The organism is Xanthomonas sp. NCPPB 4467 (assembly GCF_041475665.2).
Classification (GTDB): domain Bacteria; phylum Pseudomonadota; class Gammaproteobacteria; order Xanthomonadales; family Xanthomonadaceae; genus Xanthomonas; species Xanthomonas dyei.
In genome coordinates this window covers 4929568-4950429 of the sequence record NZ_CM191260.1, presented here as the reverse complement: position 1 = coordinate 4950429, position 20862 = coordinate 4929568, and the positions used below count along the sequence as shown (strand labels likewise).

Genomic DNA, 20862 nt, shown 5'->3' with positions numbered 1-20862 from the left:
CGCATGAGCCGTCCCGTTACCGACTTCGATGCTGCGTTGGTCGCGCCGCTACCGGCCAACCCGGTCGCTGCCGAACCGGTCGCTGTCGAAGACGCCGACATCAGCGAGCTGCTGGGCCGCAGCGTCAACCCGTTGGTGCAGGCGGCCACGCCGCTGTTGCTGCTGGCGGTGCAATTGCGCCACAGCGCACAACTGCCCGATGTGGCCCGCCTGCGCGAGCAGGTGATGGCGCAGATTCGCCGCTTCGAGCAACGCGCCCGCGATGGCGGCGCGCCGGTCGAAGCGGTCACCGCCGCGCGTTATGTGTTGTGCGCCTTGCTCGACGAGGCGGTGCTCAATGCACCGTGGGGCGAGCGTAGCGGCTGGTCGCAGAAGACATTGCTGGTGGTCTTTCATAGCGAATCGTACGGCGGCGCCAAGTTCTTCCAGATCCTGGAGCGGCTCTGCGCCGATGTGCCGCGGCATCTGGACCTGATCGAGCTGATGTATCTGTGCCTGGCGCTGGGATTCGTTGGCCGCTATCAGATCGAAGCCGGCGGGCTGGCCAAGCTCGGCGAGATTCAGGACGACCTGTTCCGCCGTATCCGCGCCGCGCGCGGCGCCGCGCCGGACAGTCTGGCGCCGCATTGGCGCGGGGTGGAAGACCGTCGCCGGTTGGGTCGCTTCTTGCCGCTGTGGGCCGCTGCGCTGCTGGGGCTGAGCGTGCTGGTGGTGGCCTTCGTGTGGATGCAGACGCGCTTGAACGCCTTGTCGGCGCCGATCAGTGCGCAGGTCGCGCAATGGGGGCTGGCGCCGGCCACGCCACCGGATGCAACCCCGTTGCCGCCGCCGCAGGTGCGCCTCAAACAATTGCTGTCGACCCAGGAGCGCGCCGGTCTGCTGAGCGTGGAGGAGCAGGCCGATGCGCAGACGCGCGTGCGCTTGAGCAGCGCGGCGATGTTCGCCTCCGGCGGCGTCGAGGTGGAGCCGGACCAACGTGGCCTGATCGCGCAGATCGCTGCGGCAATCGATCAATTGCCGGGCCGGGTGATCGTGGTCGGGCACACCGACGACGTGCCGGTGCGCTCGCTGCGCTTTGCCGACAACTACGCTTTGTCGGGGGCGCGTGCCGACGCGGTGGCGCAGCTGTTGCGCACGCATCTGCGCACGCCGGGGCGGGTGGAAGCGCTGGGCGCCGGTGACTCGCAACCGGTGGCGCAGCCAGTGCAATTGCCGGCCAATCGCGCGCGCAATCGCCGCGTCGAGATTCTGTTTCAGCCTGGGGAATGACGATGAAAACGCTGTTGTCCAAGCTGAGTGCCACATTGGTGGTGAGCGTGCTGGCGCTGTGCCTGCTGTCGTTGCTGTTGTGGGTGGGTGGCCCGTATGTCGCCATCGATGGCTGGAGCCCGCTGACCGGTGTGGCGGCACGGCTGTTGGCAATCGTGATGATGATTGCGGTGTGGCTGGGGGTGTTGGCATGGCGGCGTTGGCGCGCGCAGCGGCGCGCCGGCAGTTTGTCCAGCGCATTGGCCGCCCCGGGGCGCGATGACGACCGCGAACTGCGCAGCGGGCAGGAGCGCGCGCAGCTGCAGGCGCGCTTTCAGCAAGCCATTCAACTGTTGCGCAAGCGACGCGGCGGCAGCGATCTGTACACGCTGCCCTGGTATGCGCTGATCGGCCCGCCCGGCTCGGGCAAGAGCACCTTGCTGCAGCATTCCGGCCTGCAGTTTCCGCTGGCCGCGCGCATGGGCGATGCCGCGCTGCGCGGAGTGGGCGGCACCCGCGATTGCGAATGGTGGTTCACCGACGAAGCGGTGTTTCTGGACACCGCCGGGCGCTACACCACGCAGGATTCCGATCAAGCCGTCGATGCCGGCGCCTGGCGCGACTTTCTGCGGTTGCTGCGACGCCATCGCCCACGCCGGCCGCTCAATGGCGTGCTGGTGACCATGAGCATGTCCGACCTGTTGCTGCTGGACGATGGTGAACGCGACACGCATATGCAGGCGATCCGTCGCCGCCTGGACGAGCTGGCCGAGCAGCTGCAGGCCAGCGTGCCGGTGTATCTGATCTTTACCAAGTGCGATCTGGTCGGTGGCTTTGGCGAGTTCTTCGACGATCTCACGCCTGCGCAGCGCAGCCAGGTCTGGGGCATGTCGTTTCCGCTGGCGCACACGCTCGATGGCCGCGCCGCGCGTGGGTTTGCCGACGAATTCAACCTGCTGCAGCAGCAGTTGAGCGCACGCCTGTTCGAGCGTCTGAATCTGGAGCGCGACCGTTTGCGGCGTGCGGCGATCCTGTCGTTTCCGCAGCAGGTTGCCGCGCTCGGCGAGCGTGCACGGCAGTTTGTCGAAGGCACTTTCGCCGGCAATGCCTACGGGCCGGCACCGCTGCTGCGCGGGGTGTACTTCACCTCCGGCACGCAGGAAGGCACGCCGATCGATCGCATGATGAGCGCGGTGGCACGCACCTTTGGTGTGGACGATGCGCGGGTGCATGCCCCGGGCGCGCAACGCCGCACGTTCTTTGTCGAGCGATTGCTGCGCGAGGTGGTGCTGCGCGAATCCGGGCTGGCCAATACCCCGCCCACGCAGCAACGCCGCATGGCGTGGTTGCAGGCGGCCGCCTATGTGGGCGTTGCGGTGTTGAGTGGTGCGCTGCTGGCCGGGTTGAGCGTCAGTTATCTGGGTAATCGCGCCTATCTCCAGCAGGTACGTCAGGCGCTGGATGCACGCCCGGCAGTGCCCGACCCCAATGCCGCCACCGCCATGCCCGAGTACGTGGCGCGCACGCTGCAGCAGGCCGCGGCCACGCAGGCGGTGGTGCGGGTGGCACGGCAGTATCACGCGCGCACGCCGTGGTCGCTGCGGATGGGATTGTTCCAGGGCGCCGCGCTTGGCGATGAAGTGCAGGCCGGCTATCTGCGTCAGCTCAATGCCACCTTGTTGCCGGCGCTGGCGGTGCGCTTTCGCAACGGTCTGGTCGACAACGCGCAGGCGCCGCAGGCGTTGTACTACACGCTCAAGGGCTACCTCATGCTCGGCCAGCCGCGGCATCTGGATGCGGCACAACTCAGCGCGCTGGCGGCCATCGAAGCCGGCAAACTGTTTCCGCGCGATGTGGCGCAGCAGCAAGCGCTGAGCACGCAGTTGCAGGCCTTGCTCGATGCGCCCGAGCGCGTGCGCGCGCTGTCGCTGGACGGCGAGCGCATCGCACAGGCGCGCGCCAGCCTGCGTGCGGCCGATCTGTCGACGTTGATCTACGGCAACCTGCTGCTCACGCCGCCGGCCGGCACCCCGCTGCGGTTGGACAAGGCGTTGGGCTTGCTGGCCGATACCTTCGTGCGGCGCAGCGGCACCGCGCTGTCCACCGCGGTGCCGGCGCTATACACCCAGCCGGTGTTTGCCGGCCTGCAGCGCGATGGCATCGGCCAGGCGGTGGAGCGCTTCGGGCACGACGATTGGGTGTTCGGCGGCGCGCCGCTGGATACAGCCGCCAAGGCCGCGTTGGTGCTTGAGGTGGGCCAGCGCTACGAAGCCGACTACATCCGCTATTGGGATGCGCTGCTGGCCGATCTGCAACTGCGCCCGGCCGCCGATCTGGCCGCTGCCAGCGCAACCGCCGCCAAACTGGCCGGCCCCAGCTCGCCGCTGCGCCTGTTGCTCGGTGTGGTCGGCGAACACACCCAGGCGATGGACCGCGCACCGCCGGCAGACCCGGCGCAGCGCGCCGTGGCTGCAGCGGCCGGCAAGGCGGCTGCCAAGGCCAACGCGGCAGCGGCAAAGCTGCCGGGCGGCGCGGCGATGAGCGCGGCATTGGCCACCCCGGCCGACCCTGCCGCCGCCAACGCACCGGTACCGGGCGCGGCGATCAGCGAGCACTTTCTGGCGCTCAACGCGCTGACTGCCGGCGCACCTGGCGCCACGCCGCTGGATCATCTGCTGAGCGTGCTCGATCAACTGGGCAAGCAGTTGCTGGTGGTGTCGCAAGGCGGCGGCGATGCGGCGGCTGCCAACGCGCAGCTGGCAGTGGCCCGGCAGGAAATGGCGCAGCTACCGCCGCCGGTGACCGACTGGTTGCAAACCCTGGCTGGCAGTAGCGCCACCTTGATGACGCAGGGCGCACGCGCCGCGCTGGATGCGCAGGTGCGCCAATCGGTGGGCGAGGTGTGCAGCGATTTCGTACGCGGCCGCTATCCGTTCGACCCAACGGCGCAGGTCGATATTCCGCTGCAAAATTTTGGCGAACTGTTCGGTACCGGCGGGCGCCTGGATGCGCTCTACACCGGCACCGTGCAACCGCTGCTGGACACACAGGCGCCGCAATGGCGCTGGAAACAAGGCCCGGATGCGGTGGTCGGCGCGCCCGGCCTGCCTGTACAGCTGCAACTGGCGCAGCGCATCCGGCAAAAATATTTTCGCGGCGGGCCCACCCCGCAGATCGGCTTCACCGTGCTGGCGCCCACGCTGGGCGAGGGCGTCACCCGGCTGACGTTGGACATCGAAGGCCAGCGCTACGACTACCAACCCGGTGCGGCGCAGAGCATGCCGATGATCTGGCCCGGGCCGGTACCGGGGCATGTCTCGATTGCCGCCTTCGGCGCCGATGGCGTGGCGCTGGGCACGCTCGACTATCAAGGCGACTGGGCGCTGTTTCGCGCGCTGCAGGCCGGGCATCTGGAAAATCCGTCCGATCTGCGCTTCGTCGCCAGCTTCGCGCTCGGTGGCCACGACGTACAGGTGCCGCTGCGCGCGGGCAACCTGCGCCATCCATTTCTCGACAGCGACGTCCAGCAGTTTGCGTGCGGCGGATGACCATGCCGGCGACCGATCAGATTGGCTTCCATGGCAAGTTGCCCGGCGTGGGCGACTTCGTGCAGCGGCGCTTGCCGGCCAGCTTTGTGCAGCCGTGGGACGCGCATTTTGCCAATTGCCTGGACACGGTGCGCCAGCAGCTCGGCGAGCGCTGGCCCGGCGCATATCGCAGCAGCGGCTTGCGCGCGTTCGCCCTGGGGCCGGGCGTGTGCGGCCCGCAGGCCTGGGCCGGTGTGCTTGGCCCGGGCGAAGATCGCGTGGGGCGTTGCTTCCCGCTGGTCGTGGCGATGCCGTTGCCGCATGCCTGCCTGCCCACACACGTCTGGTTTGGCGCGTTAGCGGCGTGCCTGGGCCGTACACTGCGCGCACGCGCCGATGCGGTGAGCTTCGACGCCGCCGTGCGCGCGCTCGCGGTGCCTGCCACGTCATCCACCACGCATGCACCGGCGCACGGCCAGTCGCTGTGGTGGCCACTGGGCGGCGCTGTGCAGGCGCTGGACGGCCTGCCCGCAGCCGAACGCTATCTGGACTGGCTGCTCGCCGATGCGGACATCACCGAGGTGACCCGATGAGCGCGTTCTATCAATCGGCCGGGCATACCGAAACCGGCAAGGTGCGCCGGCTCAACGAAGACGCGCTGCTGCTGCGCGACGACGCCGGGTTGTGGGTGGTGGCCGACGGCCTGGGCGGCCACAGCGCCGGCGATTACGCCAGCCAGTTGCTGGTGCAGCGGCTGGGCGCGTTGGTGCGCCCACCGGACCTGTGCGACTTTCTCGACGCCATCGACGACACCCTGGCGCAGATCAACGCCGAGCTGCTGCAGGTCGCGCGGCAACGCCGCGTGGACATGATCGCCACCACCGTGGTGGTGCTGGTGCACGACCCGGATTTCATGCTGTGCGGCTGGGTCGGCGACAGCCGCATCTATGCGCAACACGGCGGCCCGCTACGCCAGCTCACCCGCGATCACGTGCATGGCGTGCGCGAGGACGTCACCCAGTTCGGCACTGCCCAGGCCGCCGCCGCCGCGGCCGGCGTGCTCACGCGTGCGGTCGGCGCGCAGGAGCCGTTGTTTGTCGATTGGGTGCTGCTGCCGAGTCTGCCGGGCACGCAATTTTTGCTGTGCAGCGACGGCATCAACAAGGAAATCCCCGACCCGGAGCTGGATGCCGAGTGCCATCGCTTCGGCGATCCCCGCGCGCTGCTGGCGCGGTTGTTCGAACTGGCGATGGGCAGGGCGGCGCGCGACAACGTCACCGCCATCGTCGTCCGCCTGCAGGAGTGAGCGCATGCACCAAGACACTGCCACCGTGACCGAACTGGTCACCGCCATGCGCACCGGCGCATTGAATCTGGAGGCCGTGCTGGCCGCGCTGGGCAAGCGCGCAGCCGTGCCGGATGCCGAATACCGCGACGGCGTGGAAACGCTGTCGCACCTGCAGCGCCAGCAACTACTGGACGATGTCACCGTCACCACGTTGATGCATCGGTTGGATGCATTGCACGCTGGCGCATCGGCAGCGCCGCCAGCAATTTCGCCAACCGCTGCAATCGCTGCAATCGCCGCGCCGCCAGCGGACGACGACGCCACCGTGGTGATGCCGCGCCGCGCTGCGGCGCCGGTCGAAGACGACATCACCCGCGTGCAACCGGCGCAGCCGCTGCCCGGCGATGTGCCCAGCCTCACCAGCCTGGGCCTGGGCACCCAGACCGGTGTGGGCACGCAAACCGGCACCGGTACCGGTACCGGCACCGGCACCGCAGGCACCGCCAGCCTGTCCAGTTGGCAACACCTGGCCGAGGCGGCCGGCGGCGACCATGCCAGTGTCGGCAGCTTGCTCAAGGGACGCTTCCTGCTGGAACGCGAACTCGGGCGCGGCGGCATGGGCGTGGTGTATCTGGCGCGCGACGAGCGCAAGGTGGAAGCGCGCGACCGCGACCCGTGGCTGGCCATCAAGGTACTCAGCGACGAATTCCGCCGCCATCCCGATTCGCTGGTCGCGTTGCAACGCGAAGCCCGCCGCTCGCAGAAGCTCGCGCACGACAACATCGTGCGGGTGTACGACTTCGACAAGGACCGCACCCTGGTCTTCATGACCATGGAGTACATCGACGGCAGCGACCTGAAAACGTTGATCCGCGAGCAGGCCTACAACGGCATGCCGCTCACGCAGGCGTGGCCGCTGATCGATGGCATGGGCCGCGCGCTGATCCGCGCGCATGCCGCCGGCGTGGTGCATTCGGACTTCAAACCCGGCAACGTCATGGTCACTCGCGAAGGCGTGGCCAAGGTGTTCGACTTCGGCATCGCACGCGCCGGCAAGCACGCCGCCGATGTGTCCGGCGAACAGACCGTGTTCGATGCCGCCACGCTCGGTGCGTTGACGCCGGCCTATGCCAGCCTGGAAATGATCCGCGGGCAGGCGCCCACCCCGGCCGACGATCTGTACGCGCTGGGTTGCGTGTGTTTCGAACTGCTCACCGGCAAGCACCCGTTCGACAAACTCAGCGCCGAAGTGGCGCTGCGCGATGGCCGCCGCCCGCCGCCGGTGCCCGGTCTGACCCGGCGCCAATACGCCACGCTGTGCGCCGCCGTCGCATTCCCCGCCGGCCAGCGCCTCAAGCGCGTGGATCAGTTGCTCGATGGCCTGCGCCAGGTGCCGCTGCGCGAACGCGCACTGCCCATGCTCGGTTACGGCGCCGCTGCGCTGGCGGTGCTGGGCACGGGCGGGTGGGGCGTGCAGCGCTACCTGCATCAGCAGCATCTGGCCGAGGTGGTCGCACGCTTCGGTGCGCAGGACCCGCAGCGCTATCGCGACGAAACCCAGGCCATGCAGGCGCTGTCCAGCCTGGAGCCGGACGACCGCCGCCGCCTGCTCACCGACCGTAGCGATCTGATCGAAGATTTCCTGCTGCGTCGCCTGGATGCAGTGTGGAATCCGGCCAACGGCCGCGACGATTACCGCGGCGCGTTGCAGGTGTTTGCGCTGCGCGACCGGCTGCGGCTGTATTCGCCGTCGCTGGATGCGCGCCGGCAGACCATCGAGCGCGAAAAAAACGAGCGCCTCAACGCGCTCGACACCACGCTCAATCGCCAACTCGACGCCGGTCTGCTGTTCCGCAATCAGGCCGACAACGCGCTGGCCACGCTCGACCAGGTGCGCCGCATCGACCCGGCCAGCAGTCTGTTGCATCACGCCGCGCTGGAAGTGCGGCTGGATGCGGCCATTGCACAGGCGGTTGCGGCAGGCCAGCTCAGCACCGCGCGGACCGAGAGCGATCAGGCACGTGCGGCCTTTCCCGACTCGCTGCGTCTGCAGTTGCGCAGCGCCGAGGTCGCATTGGCCGAACAGCAAGCCCGACGCAAGCCGGTGGCTGCGGCGCCGCGCGATGCGGCTGGCGCACGTCAAACGCTGGCCGCCGCGCTGGCACAGCCCGGCACCGATGCGGCGTGGCGCGACCGCGTGACTGCGGCATTGGCCGCCCTGCCGGCGGCCGAGCGCAGCACGCAACAGGGCGCAGTGGCCGAGGCCATCGCGGGCATAGTCGCCGCCCAGTCCGACCCGGCGCAACTGGCGGGCGCGCAGGCACTGGTCAGCTTCGGTCTGCAGCTGGCACCGCAGTCCAGCGCGCTGCTGGCGCAACGCACGCGCCTGCACACCCTGGAGCAACAGCTGCAGCAGGCGCTCGCCCGCGAAAGTGCCGAGGCCGAACTGGCCGGTCGGGTGGAGTCGCTGCGGCGTGCCGCCGCCGCTAACGATCTGGGCAAGACAGGCGATGCGTTGGCGCGTATCCGCGTGCTGCAGCCCAACCATCCGTTGCTGCGCAGCGAGGGCCCGCAACTGCTGTCGCAGGTGTATCGCAACAACGCCGGCGACGCCTTTGCGCAAGGCCGCTACACGCAGGCCGCCGACCTGCTCGCCCAGGGCTTGCAGACCCTGGGCCAACGCGCCGAGCTACGCAGTGCGCAGGCGCGCTATGCCGTCGCCGCCGCAGTGATGGCTGCAGGCACCTTGCCGGCCGCCGAGCGCCAGCAACTGGGTCAGCGCCTGCAGGCGCTGTATCGCAGCGATGCCACCGCGATGGCGCAACTGGAAGCGCAGATGAAAGCCGCCGGGCAACTGCCCGAAGGCACGCTGTCCGCACGCCTGAAACGTGCACCTGGCGTCGATGCGCCCGCATCCGACAGCGTGCCCGCTGGCAGCGCCACCGACGCACCGGCTACCGCGTCGCCACCAAAATCGACGCGCGGCACATCCACCGCCAAGCCCACCACGGCCACCACCGGTGCGGCCCGCAGCACCACGGCCGCTGCCGCACTGCCCACCAGCGTGGATGACGACGCCCTTCCGCCGGTGCCGACCGGCCCGGACCCGTGCGGCGGTGCCGGCCTGCCCGGCCGTGGCGCGGCCTGTTTCGACACGCTGGGCGACACCCGCGGCCCGATGCTGGTGGTGGTGCCCGGCATCGACGGCGGCACGCCGTATGCGTTGTCGCGCGGCGAAGTGGCAGTGGCCGATTTCAACCTGTTCTGCCAGGCCACCGGCCGCTGCACCGCGCAGGCCGCCAGCACGCCCGAGCTGGCGCGCGCGCCGGTGCGCAACATCAGCCTGACCCAGGCCCGCGCCTATCTGCGCTGGCTGACCATCGGCAGCGGCGGTTGGCGCTACCGCCTGCCCAGCGATGCCGAATGGCTGCATGCCGCGCAGGCCGCCAGCAATTGGCGGCAAGCCGAAGACAGCAACTGCGTGCCGCCCACCGCCAGCGCCACCGATGCGGTGCGCGCACCGGTGTCGGCGCGCGGCCGCGATGCCAACCCGTGGGGGCTGATCAACCTCACCGGCAATGTGTGGGAATGGGTCTCCAGTGGCGCCGGCGTGCAGGCGCGCGGCGGCAGCTTTGCCAGTTACTGGTCCGATTGCACCGTGCAGGCCAGTCGCGCCGACAACGGCTCGGCGCAGCCGGACGTGGGCTTTCGCGTGCTGCGGGAGCTGCCATGAGCGGCAGCACGCAGCACCCGGCCAACGTCCAGCTGCATGCGCTGGCCCAGGCGCACCAGCTTGGCCAGATCGATCGCGCGCAGTACCGCGCCCGTCGGCGCAGCGTGCTGGACGCCGCCCGCCAGGCGCAGGGCGCGACCTTGCGCAACCCGCAGCCGCGGTCGCTCGACGACCGCTCCAACCCGCCGTTGCCGCGTGATCGCGCCAGTCGATTGCGCAGGCGTGCCACGGCAATTGTCTTAACGGTGACGGCCGTCGCATTAATGTTGCTGACATTCCATAACTGTACGTCCGGGTTCGACCGGCGTTCAGTCAGGGGCGAGCGCAACCAGGCCGATCGCCATGCGGGCGTGCACACGTCCGCATGCGCAGCACGGCACGTCGGGCATGCGCAACAACGGATGTTTTCAGGGGTAAGTGACGTATGCGTATGACGTGTCTGGCCGCGGCGGTGTCTGCGTGCCTGTTGCTGGCCGCACCTGCGTGGGCGCAGGACCACAGCGCCTCCGATGGTGCGCCCGCAGGCGGCGCCGCGCTGCCGGCGATGAAGGACCGCGGCGATGCCGTCGTCGCCTTGCCGGTGCGCGGATTCCGCGTGCGCGATGTCGGCACCTATCCGGAGGCCGGCATCGACCCGGCGCGCGTGCAGGCGGTGGCCGATGCCGCGTTCGCCGCGTTGGCGCAGGGCCAGCCGGTGGTGGCGCTGCGCTTCGACCAGCTGCAGGCGGTGGCCGACACCGTCACCCGCGCCTATCGCGAAGCCGGCTTCATCGTCAGCACCGCCTACCTGCCGGCGCAGACGCCCGGCCCGGACCAGCTGATCGAGATCCGCGTGCTCGAAGGCCGCATCGGCCAGGTCACCGTGCAAGGCGCCGCGCGCTATCGCGGCACCACCTTGTCGGCGCCGCTGCGCCAGTTGCAGGGGCGCCCGCTGCGCAAGCAGGACGTGGACACCGCGCTGTTGTATGCGCGCGATCTGCCCGGCGTATCGCTGTCGTCGGTCCTGCAACCGGGCCAGAACGCCGGCGAAACCGATGTGGTGCTGGTCGCCAGCGAAGCCGCGCGCCCGTACGTGATCAGCCTGGGCGGCAACAATTACGGCACCGAACTCACCGGCCGCTATCGCGCCCAGGCCGGCATCACCTGGAATAGCCCGCTCGGCCTGGGCGATGTGTTCGCCGCCAACTACGCCTATTCGCTGGCGCCGCGGCAGAGCCAGATCGGCGCGCTGTCGTATGCGTTGCCGGTAGGGCAGGTGTCCGGCCTGAGCGCGGTGGTCGGTGCCAGCCGCAGCGAGCTGGAGGTACGCAACGGCGTGTTCGCCCGGCTCGGCCTCAAGGGCCCCACCTCGGTGGTGTATGCCGGCGCCGACTGGAAATTCATCAATCACGATCTGCTGCAGCTGCAAGGCTCGGCGCGGTATCTGCGCGAAAAATCGCGGCTGGATGCAGCCGGCATCACGCTGTCGGACCAATCCTTCGACGTGGCCGAACTCGGCGTCTCGCTGCGCCGCACCGATCTGCGCTGGCGCGGGGTGGACCTGCTGCAGCTCAGCGTGCGCCAGGCCCTGCGCGATGGCTCGGCCGACCCGGATCTGGTCAGCCCCGACCGCGACAGCCACTTCACCCTGACGCGCTTGTCGTACACGCGCCTGCAATACCTCACCCGCACCCAACGCCTGTATTTCAAGTTCAGCGGCCAGTACAGCAGCGACACGCTGGCGCCGCTGGAGCAATTTGCGATGGGCGGGCCGGACAGCGTGCGCGCCTATCCGGTGTCCGATGCACTGGGCGATCTCGGCTATTACACCGCGCTGGAATATCACGTCGATGCGCCCGGTTTTGCCGATGCTGCCTCGCCGTTCAATGGCCGGCCGTGGCGCGAACTGCTGGAGCTGGACGTGTTCGCCGATCACGCCCGCGTGTTTGCGGCCAATGGCGTCGCGGCGCCGACCAGCTTCGACGCCGCCGGTGTCGGCTTCACCTTCCGCTTGCCGCAGTACGCCAATTTCGAATGGCGCCTCACGGCCGCCCTGCCGACCGGACGCCGCAATGCGTCCGATGGACGCGACGACGCCCGCATCTACACGCGTTTCGGCTTCACTTTCTGAGGGATCTGCGCATGCACGCCAACCACACCGCTTCCACCGTTGCAGCCCGCCCCTGCGAACGCCTGCTGCGTCGATCGCCGCTTGCGCTGGCGCTGGCCGCCGCACTCATGCTCAGCGCACCGGCGATGGCGCAGGTCGCCAGCACCCAGCTGCCCACCGGCGGCAGCATCGTGGGCGGCACCGGCACGATCAATGCGCCCACCGGCACAACGCAGGTGATCGATCAGACCGGCTCGCGCATGGCGTTGAACTGGACGAGCTTCGATATCGGTTCGGCCGCCACGGTGCAGTTCAACCAGCCATCTGCGAGCTCGGTGATCCTCAATCGCGTCATCGGCGGCAATCCCACGCAGATCTTCGGCAACATCACCGCCAATGGTCAGGTGTTCCTGCTCAATTCCAACGGCATCCTCTTCGGCAATACCGCGCAGGTAAATGTCGGCGGCCTGGTCGCCACCACCCTGGGGGCCCAGGACATCAACTTCATCAACGGCAACGACGTCTTTGATGCAAACGGTGGGGTCGCCCGGGTGTCCAATGCCGGCACCATTACCGCCGCCGCCGGCGCGGTCAATCTGATCGGCGCCGAAGTGCTCAACAGCGGCACCATCACCGCCAACGCCGGCAACATCACCCTGGCCGGCGCCGACAAGGTCACCCTCAGTTTCGAGAGCGGTGGGTTTGGCGTGGTCATCGACAAATCGCTGGGATTCGCGCAAGGCACGTTCGCGGTGAATAACTCCGGCAGCCTGATCGCACCCGGCGGCACCATTTCCCTGAGCGCACGCGCAGCACAGGGCGTGTTCGACGCGCTGGTCAACAACAGCGGCGTTGTCCGCGCTGCAGCACTTGCCGGCGGCAGCGACGGCAGTGTCTCGCTGGTGGCCAACGGCGCCGTCAGCAACGGCATCGTCGGCAATGGCAGTATCGATGTCGGCAGCGGCGCCATCAGCTATGTCTCAGACGTCGCCGTACAGCAGGGCGGCGTGCTCACCGCCGGCAACGTGTCCGGCAGCATCGGCGGCAATGCCAGCTTCAGCGGCGCCAACAAGATCGCCAACCTCGGCTTCCTGCAGGTGGCCGGCAACCTGGGCCTGACCAACACCATCGGCCTGGCGCAACAGGGCGCGCTGACGGTCGGCGGCACCAGCACCTTTTCGCTGGGCAACCAGGCGCTGACGCTGAGCGATGGCGGCAATCATTTTGGCGGCAGTGTCGGCCTCACCAGTGGCGCCACCCAGATCACCGACAGCGGTGCATTGACGCTGAGCACGCTGACCACCGGCAACCTCACCGCCACCAGCACCGGCACGCTGAATCTTGGCAGCGGCACGGTGACCGGCGCGCTCAGTGCCACCAGCAACAATGGCGCGATCCAGCAGGCTGGCAACGCCGGCCTCACCGTCACCGGCACCAGCGATCTGCAGGCCGGCACGGGAGCCATCTCGCTGACCACTGCAGGTAACGATTTCCAGCAGGCGGTCAGCCTGCGCGGGGGCACCACCCAGATCAGCGACAGCGGCGCACTGACCCTAGGCACGCTGGCCACCGGCAACCTCACCGCCACCAGCAGCGGTGCGTTGAATCTCGGCAGTGGTGCGGTGACCGGGGCGCTCAGCGCCACCAGCAATGGTGGGCAGATCAGCCAGACAGGCGCGTTGACGGTGAACGGCACCAGCACGCTCGATTCCGGCAACGGGGGCACTGCGCTGAGCGATAGCGGCAACGACTTCGTTGGCGCGCTCACGCTGACCGGTATCGGTATCGCCGTACGCGATGCCAACGATCTCACCATCGTCGGGCTCACCAACGGCAGCAACGGCGCCATTACGCTCACCGCAGGCGGCGCGCTCAACTTGCCCGCGCAGGCCATTGCCACCGGCACCGGCGCGCTGTCGCTGAGCGCGCTCGGTGGCGGGCTCAGCACCGCGGGCGCACTGTCCGGCAACCAGGTGAGCCTGCGCGCGCGCGATGCACTGAACCTTGGTCACAGCGTCCAGGCCGGCGGCAACCTGCTACTGACCAGCGACACCGGGGCCATCACCCAGACCGCCGGCCTGCTCGCTGTCACCGGCACTACCAATGCCACTGCAGCAGCGGGCACCGGCGCCATCCGCCTGGACGGTGCCGGTAACGATTTCGGCGGCGCGGTCTCGCTCACCGGCAGCACGGCGGTGGTCAACGACAGCAACGCGCTCACCCTGGGCGCTATCGCCACCAACACGCTCACCGCCACCAGCCACGGCAGCTTGAACCTGGGCCAGGGCAGCATCGGCGGCATCGTCACTGCCAGCAGCAACGGTGGCGCGATCACCCAGAACGGCGCACTGACCCTGACCGGCCCGGCAACGCTCAATGCAGGCAGCGGCGCGATTTCGCTGGGCAACGGCGGCAACGACTTTCAGGGCGCGCTGACTCTGGTCGGCACCGGCATCGCGGTCAGCGATCTCGACACGCTCAGCGTGACCTCGCTCACCGCCGGTAGCGGCGGGGATGTCACCCTCACCGCTGGCGCCGACCTGGTGTTGCCAGCGCAGGCCATCGACCTCGGCGCGGGCAATCTGCGGCTAAGCGCGCAGGGCGGCACGCTGGCGACCAAGGGCGCGCTCAGTGCCAATCAGATCAGCCTGTCTGCTCGCGACGGGCTGACCCTGGACCACGACATCGATGCCACCAGCACGCTGGCGTTGACCACCACCAACGCCGCCATCACTCAGGGCGGTGGGGCGATCAGCGCTGGCGCACTGGGCACCGTCAACGCCGGAACCGGAGCGATCTCTTTGCTCGGTCCGGGCAACGATTTCACCGCCGGACTGGACGTGACCGGCGGCGCCATCGGCATCTACGATCGCAACGACCTGTCCATCGTCTCGCTGGTCAGCGCCGCCAACAGCGCGGTCGCGCTCACCGCAGGCGGCATGCTGAGCCTGCCGGCGCAATCGATCGACACCGGCAGCGCCACGCTGCAACTGCGTTCGAACAACGGCAGCTTGGCCACCAATGGCGCATTGCGCGGCGGCAATGTCAGCCTCAACGCGCGCACGGGCATCACGCTGTCGCATGACATCACCAGCAGCGGCAACCTGCAGCTGCGCACCACCAACGCTGCGCTCACCCAGCTCGCCGGCAGGCTCGCCATCGATGGCACCACCACGGTCGATACCGGCAGCGGCGCCGTGGCGTTGAACGGCCCGTCCAACGCCTTCATCGGCGCGCTGTCGGTGACCGGTGGCGCGGTGCAGATCAACGCGCTCAGCGCGTTGACCCTGGGCAGCTTCAGCGCCAACGCGCTCACGGTCAGCAGCGGTAGCGCATTGGATCTGGGGCAGGGCAGCGTGGTCACCACGCTGACCGCCACCAGCGCCAGCGGCGGCATCACCCAGACCGGCGGGCTTGAGGTGGGTGGCGCGGCGCAATTCACGGCCGGCACCGACAACATCACCCTGGATGCGAGCGACAACGACTTTCGCGGTGTCGTGGGCCTGAGCGGCAACGCCGTGCAGGTGGTCGATCGCGATCGGCTCACCCTGGGCAACAGCAGCGTCGGCAGCCTGCTGGTCGACAGCAACAACACTGCCATCGACCAGCAAGGCGCGCTGACCGTCAGCGGCAGCAGCCGCTTCGATGCCGGCAGCGGCAGCATCACATTGGCCGACAGCGCCAACAATTTCGCCGGCGCGGTGAATCTGGCCGGCGGCGCCGTGCAGGTGGTCGATGCCAACACGCTCACCCTGGGCACGCTCAACACCGGCGCACTCACCGTCAGCAGCACCGGTGCGTTGAATCTTGGTACCGGCAGCACCGGTGCCTTGACCGCCACCAGCAACAACGGCGCCATCAGCCAGACCGGTGCGCTCACCGTTAATGGGGGTGGCAGCATCAACGCCGGCAGCGGCACGATTGCACTGACCGACATCGGCAATCATTTCAGCAACACGGTGAATCTCACCGGCGGCGCGGCGCAGATCGTCGATGCCAACACACTCACCCTGGGCAGCCTCAACACCGGCGCGCTCACCGTCACCAGCAACGGTGCGTTGAATCTTGGTCAGGGCAGCGTCAATGCCGCGCTGACCGCCACCAGCAACAACGGCGCCATCACCCAGGCCGGTGCACTCACCGTCACCGGCGCAAGCACCCTCAACGCCGGCAGCGGCGCGATCGCACTGACCGATGCCAACAACGATTTCCAGGGCGCCGTCGGCCTGACCGGCAACGGCATCGCCATGACCGATCGCAGCGTGCTGGACGTCTCCTCGATCAATGGCAATAGCAACGGCGACATCGCGCTCACTGCGCAGACGCTCAACCTCCCTGTATCGGCGCTCTCCGCCGGCACCGGCAGCTTGACGCTCACCTCCACCGGCAGCGCCTTCAGTACTCGCGGCGCTATGAGCGGTGCCAACATCGTGCTCACTGCACGCGATGGACTGACACTTGCGCACACCATCAGCGCCGGCAACGCGCTCACGCTGCGCACCAGCAATGCCGCAATCAACCAGACCGGCGGTCAATTGCTGGTTGGCGGTATTACCACCGTCAACGCCGGCTCCGGCGCGATCGTACTGACCAATGCCAACGACTTCACCGACGCGGTCGCCCTCACCGGCGGCGCGGCGCAGATCGTCGATGCCAACACACTCACCCTGGGCAGCCTCAACACCGGCGCGCTCACCGTCACCAGCAACGGTGCGTTGAACCTGGGTACCGGCACCACCGGCAGCTTGACCGCCACCAGCAACAACGGCGCCATCACCCAGGCCGGTGCGCTCACCGTCACCGGCGCAAGCACCCTCAACGCCGGCAGCGGCGCGATCGCACTGATCGATGCCAACAACGACTTCCAGGGCGCCGTCAGCCTGACCGGCAACGGCATCGCCGTGACCGATCGCAGCGTGCTGAACGTCTCCTCGATCAATGGCAATAGCAACGGCGACATCGCGCTCATTGCGCAAACGCTCAACCTGCCTGCATCGGCGATCTCCGCCGGCACCGGTAACTTGACGCTCACCTCCACCGGCAGCGCGTTCAGCACCGGCGGCGCGCTGAGCGGCGGCAACGTCGTGCTCACTGCACGTGATGGCTTGACCCTGGCGCACACCATCAGCGCCGGCAACGCGCTGACGCTGCGCACCACCAATGCCGGAATCAACCAGAGCGGCGGCCAATTGCTGGTCGGCGGCCTCACCACCGTCAACGCCGGCACTGCCGCCATTACCTTGAACGGCGCAAATAATTTCCAAGGGGCAGTGAACCTCGCTGGTGGCGCCGTGCAACTCAACGATAGCGACGCACTGACGCTGGGCACGCTCAACACCGGCGCGTTTACCGTCACCAGCAACGGCACGTTGAATCTGGGCCAGGGCAGCGTCAACGGCGCACTGACCGCCATCAGCAACGGCGGTGTCATCGCCCAAACCAACGCGCTCAGCATTACCGGCGCCAGCACGCTCGATGCCGGCAACGGAGCGATTGCGTTGACCAACGCCAACAACGATTTCGTCGGTGCAGTCGCCGCCACCGGCGATGGCATTGGCTTGGTCGACCGCAACGACCTGCAGCTCGCCAGCGTGCAAAGCACCGGCACTGGCGCGGTAACGTTGGATGCCGGCGGTGCGCTGCTGCTCGCCTCCGCAATCGATACCGGCAGCGGTGCGCTCGATGTGAGCGCACGCGGCGGTACGCTCAGTACGGTCGGTGCGCTGCGCGGTGGCGACGTGCAGCTGACCGGTGCCAACGGCATCGTGCTGGGCAATACCATCGCTGCGTCGGGCAATCTGAGCTTGCGCAGCGACAATGCGGCGATCACCCAGAGCGCAGGCACGCTGCAGGTGGCAGGCAATAGCGTGGTCGATGCCGGCAGCGGCGCGATTGTGCTGGATGCGGCCGGCAACGACTTCCAGGGCCTGCTCGCGCTCAGCGGCGGTGCCACGCGTGTGCGCGATGCCAATGCGCTGACGCTGGATGCGCTGAACACCGGTTCGCTCGATGTCGCCAGCAACGGGGCGCTGAACCTGGGCTTCGGCCTGGTCAATGGCGATCTGGACGCCGCCAGCAACGGCGGTGCGGTGTCGCAGAGCGCCGCGCTGACCGTCACCGGCATCACCCGTATCGACAGTGCCGGCGCTTCCATCGCGCTGGCCGATGCCGGCAACGACTTCCAGTCGGCAGTGAACCTTCGCGGTGGCGACACCCGCGTACGCGACCGCAATGCGCTGACGCTGGGCAATGTAGATGTCGCTGCGCTGGAGGTGAGCAGTGGCCAAGCCTTGAATCTGGGCCAGGGTCGCATTGGCGGCACGCTGGTCGCGCGCAGCGGCGTTGTACCGGCTGCACGCATTCGCGCGCAGGCCCTGCCCACGCCGGCGGCAACCGATGCCGGCATCACTCAACAGGGCGCGTTGACCGTCTTGGGCAACAGCGTGCTCGATGCGGGCAGCGGTGCCATCGTGCTCACCGATGCCGGCAACGATTTCCAGGGCAGCGTGCAGGCCACCGGCGGCAGCATCGCCCTTGTCGATCGCAACGACCTGGCCGTGGCAGCGCAGGCGAGCGGTGCGGTTTCGCTGCAGGCGGGCGGCCAGCTCTCCACCAGCGGCGCGATTGCCGGCAACGCGGTGGCGTTGGGCAGCGGTGGCGCCATGCAGCTGGGGCACGACATCAGCAGCGCCGGCAACCTCAGCGTGCGCAGCGGCGGTGCCATCACCCAAAGTGGCGGCAGCCTGCGCGCAGCGCACCTTGCCGGCAGCGCCGCGGGTGCGGCCACGCTGACCAGCGCCGCCAATGCCATCGGTACGCTCGGCGACTTCCGTGCGCAGGGCCTGGATCTGTTCAGTGCCGGCGCATTGCAGGTGAGCGGGCGCGTGGATGGCGGCAACCTGTTGCGGGTGCGTATCGGTGATGCGTTGCTGCTGGATGGTCAGCTCAGCGCCGCGACCACCTGGCTGCAGGCGGTTGCCGGCATTCGCCAGCGCGCCGGCAGCGCCATCAGCACCAACCTGCTCAGCGGCAGCGCCGGTGGCCCGGTGGTGCTGGGCGATGCCACCACCTTCATCGACAACCGCGTGGTGCAGCTGGGCGATTTCACCGCCAGCACTGGCTTCAGCCTCACCAATGCCGGCGACCTCACCCTGGTGCTGGCCAACGGCAGCAGCGACAGCGTGGATGCCGGCAACAGCGCGTTGGTGCTGTCGGTGCGCGGCGATCTGCTGCAGGAAGGCCGCGCCACCTTGCGCGATGGCACCGGGAACTTCTCCGCCACCGGCCGCATCGGCACCCAGCAGGACCCGATCTACCTGGTCGGCACTGGCGCCCAGGTGATCGACGCGGTGGGCGCGCCACCGGCGTACTTCAACGCGACCACCGCCGAAGGCGGGCTGCTCGAGTTGAGCGGCGGTTCCAGCTTCAACGTGCCGGCTTCGGCGTTTGCCGGCCGCGCGCAGAGCTCGGCCAGCCGCACCATCGCCTTCGTCGATCTCTCTGCCAGCGGGACGCCGTATCGCGCCTTCGGCCTGGTCCGTCCCGGCCTGCGTCTACCCGACGACCAGCAACCGGCGTGCGACGCCGGCGACCCGGACGCGGTCTGCACCCCGCAATAAACCTGATGCCGCCGCCTACCGCGGCGGCTCTCCCCATGGAGCCTGCCATGCACGACGACACTTCCCTGCAGACCCTGCTGGCACCGGTCAGCGACGACGCCCCGGCCGGCCCGGACCTGGAATACGACCCGGACTTCCTGCGCCTGGAACGCGACTCGGCCGTCCGCGCCGAGCGCACCCTGGGCGAGAGCGTCATCGCCGCCGAGGAACCCGACTGGGACAAGGTGCAGGCGCTGGCGCTAGAACTGAGCCGACGCAGTCGCGACCTGCGCATCGCCGGCAAGCTGGGCGCGGCCTGGCTGCGCCTGCGCGGCCTGCCGGGCTGGGCCGACACCCTGGCGCTGATCCGCGGCCTGCTGGAACAGCACTGGGACAGCGTGCACCCGCAGCTGGATGCCGACGACGACAACGACCCGACCTCGCGCATCAACGCCCTGGTCGGCCTGAGCGACCCGATGGGCCTGCTCGGTGCGCTGCGCACCACACCGTTCGTGCAATCGCCGCGGTTGGGCCGCTTCAGCCTGCGCGACCTGCGCGTGGCCAACGGCACCCTCAAGCTGGCCGAGGGCCAGACCGGCCCCAGCCTGGCCGAGATCGAAGCCTGCTGCCTGGACTGCACGCTGGAAACGCTGGCCGCCTCCGCCCAGGCGATCAGCGCTGCATCGGAACATGCGCGCGCCATCGATACCTTGCTCACCGAACACCTCGGCACCGCCGCGCCGGACCTGCGCCCTCTGCTGACCGACCTGCGCGAGCTGGAACGTTTCGTGCTGCCGCACTGGCAGGCGCGCGACAGCAGCGCCAACCCCGCCGCGCCAGACGCCGACGCGGCGCCGGCGGGCGAGGGCAACGACGGGGCGGCCACCAGCGCCCGCCCGGCCGGCGCCATTGCCGGCCCGGACGATGTGCTGCGTCGTCTGGATGAAATCTGCGCCTATTACGCGCGCTGCGAACCTTCCAGCCCGGTGCCGATGTTGCTGCGGCGTGCGCAGCGCCTGGTGGGCTGCGATTTCCTGGCGTTGATGAAGGAGCTGGCCCCGGCCGGCATCGACGACCTGCAACGCGTCACCGGCCCGCTGGAAAACGGCTGAGCGCGGCGAACGCCACCGAGCAAGCCATCGTCAGTCGAGTGCGGATGGACCCGCGCGGAACCGCAGCCTACGCGTGATGCATGCCGACTCAGAGCAGCGGCCGCTCTGGCTTAGGGCGAGCGCAGTCGCTCCACCAGCGGTTCCATCCACAACAGCCAGCCGCACAAGGCGCGCCCGCACCACCATCGACGTCCCTTGCCCCACGGCGGCAGCCCAACCAGCCCGCCGCCCACCTCCAGCCAAAACGCAGTCACACCGCGCTGTTGC

Annotated in this window: 10 protein-coding genes; 9 read left to right on the top strand and 1 reads right to left on the bottom strand. The window is 68.9% G+C overall.

What is annotated here, in order from left to right; genetic code table 11:
- Window positions 1-3 precede the first annotated feature (3 nt).
- Genes icmH through tssA form a run of 9 tightly spaced genes read left to right on the top strand, consistent with a single transcriptional unit; the run spans window position 4 to window position 20595 of the window.
- Window positions 4-1269 carry a type IVB secretion system protein IcmH/DotU gene (gene icmH / locus ACCQ06_RS21750; protein ID WP_316689299.1) on the top strand — a complete coding sequence of 422 codons (1266 nt, stop codon included), beginning with the start codon at window positions 4-6 and terminating at the stop codon, window positions 1267-1269.
- Entirely contained in the window at window positions 1266-4796 is a 3531-nt protein-coding gene (gene tssM / locus ACCQ06_RS21745; protein ID WP_316689298.1) for a type VI secretion system membrane subunit TssM, read from the top strand. The genes icmH and tssM overlap by 4 nt, the downstream gene beginning before the upstream one ends.
- Window positions 4793-5368, top strand: coding sequence for a type VI secretion system-associated protein TagF (gene tagF / locus ACCQ06_RS21740; protein ID WP_316689297.1), 576 nt, complete (start codon window positions 4793-4795; stop codon window positions 5366-5368). Before tssM ends, tagF begins: the two co-directional genes overlap by 4 nt.
- On the top strand, window positions 5365-6081 hold the full coding sequence (locus tag ACCQ06_RS21735) for a PP2C family protein-serine/threonine phosphatase (protein ID WP_316689296.1): 717 nt from the start codon (window positions 5365-5367) through the stop codon (window positions 6079-6081). Before tagF ends, ACCQ06_RS21735 begins: the two co-directional genes overlap by 4 nt.
- Window positions 6082-6085: 4 nt before the next feature.
- Entirely contained in the window at window positions 6086-9796 is a 3711-nt protein-coding gene (locus ACCQ06_RS21730) for a protein kinase domain-containing protein (RefSeq protein WP_316689295.1), read from the top strand.
- Window positions 9793-10230, top strand: coding sequence for a hypothetical protein (locus ACCQ06_RS21725; RefSeq protein WP_316689294.1), 438 nt, complete (start codon window positions 9793-9795; stop codon window positions 10228-10230). The genes ACCQ06_RS21730 and ACCQ06_RS21725 overlap by 4 nt, the downstream gene beginning before the upstream one ends.
- Entirely contained in the window at window positions 10227-11906 is a 1680-nt protein-coding gene (locus tag ACCQ06_RS21720) for a ShlB/FhaC/HecB family hemolysin secretion/activation protein (RefSeq protein WP_316689293.1), read from the top strand. Before ACCQ06_RS21725 ends, ACCQ06_RS21720 begins: the two co-directional genes overlap by 4 nt.
- 11 nt (window positions 11907-11917) lie before the next feature.
- Window positions 11918-19504: a two-partner secretion domain-containing protein gene (locus ACCQ06_RS21715; protein WP_316689292.1), complete on the top strand. Its 7587-nt coding sequence runs from the start codon at window positions 11918-11920 to the stop codon at window positions 19502-19504.
- Between the two features lie 47 nt (window positions 19505-19551).
- Window positions 19552-20595, top strand: a complete 1044-nt coding sequence (gene tssA, locus ACCQ06_RS21710) for a type VI secretion system protein TssA (RefSeq protein ID WP_228323353.1) — start codon at window positions 19552-19554, stop codon at window positions 20593-20595.
- 110 nt (window positions 20596-20705) lie between these two features.
- Here the strand turns inward: tssA and ACCQ06_RS21705 are convergent, their stop codons facing one another.
- Window positions 20706-20849 (bottom strand): hypothetical protein, encoded by a 144-nt coding sequence (locus ACCQ06_RS21705; protein ID WP_316689291.1) that lies wholly within the window; start codon window positions 20847-20849, stop codon window positions 20706-20708.
- Window positions 20850-20862: the final 13 nt, after the last annotated feature.

Bases quoted from the DNA above. Each gene is read 5' to 3' on its own strand.
- icmH (WP_316689299.1), top strand. From the start codon at position 4: ATGAGCCGTCCCGTTACCGACTTCGATGCTGCGTTGGTCGCGCCGCTA.
- tssM (WP_316689298.1), top strand. From the start codon at position 1,266: ATGACGATGAAAACGCTGTTGTCCAAGCTGAGTGCCACATTGGTGGTG.
- tagF (WP_316689297.1), top strand. From the start codon at position 4,793: ATGACCATGCCGGCGACCGATCAGATTGGCTTCCATGGCAAGTTGCCC.
- ACCQ06_RS21735 (WP_316689296.1), top strand. From the start codon at position 5,365: ATGAGCGCGTTCTATCAATCGGCCGGGCATACCGAAACCGGCAAGGTG.
- ACCQ06_RS21730 (WP_316689295.1), top strand. From the start codon at position 6,086: ATGCACCAAGACACTGCCACCGTGACCGAACTGGTCACCGCCATGCGC.
- ACCQ06_RS21725 (WP_316689294.1), top strand. From the start codon at position 9,793: ATGAGCGGCAGCACGCAGCACCCGGCCAACGTCCAGCTGCATGCGCTG.
- ACCQ06_RS21720 (WP_316689293.1), top strand. From the start codon at position 10,227: ATGACGTGTCTGGCCGCGGCGGTGTCTGCGTGCCTGTTGCTGGCCGCA.
- ACCQ06_RS21715 (WP_316689292.1), top strand. From the start codon at position 11,918: ATGCACGCCAACCACACCGCTTCCACCGTTGCAGCCCGCCCCTGCGAA.
- tssA (WP_228323353.1), top strand. From the start codon at position 19,552: ATGCACGACGACACTTCCCTGCAGACCCTGCTGGCACCGGTCAGCGAC.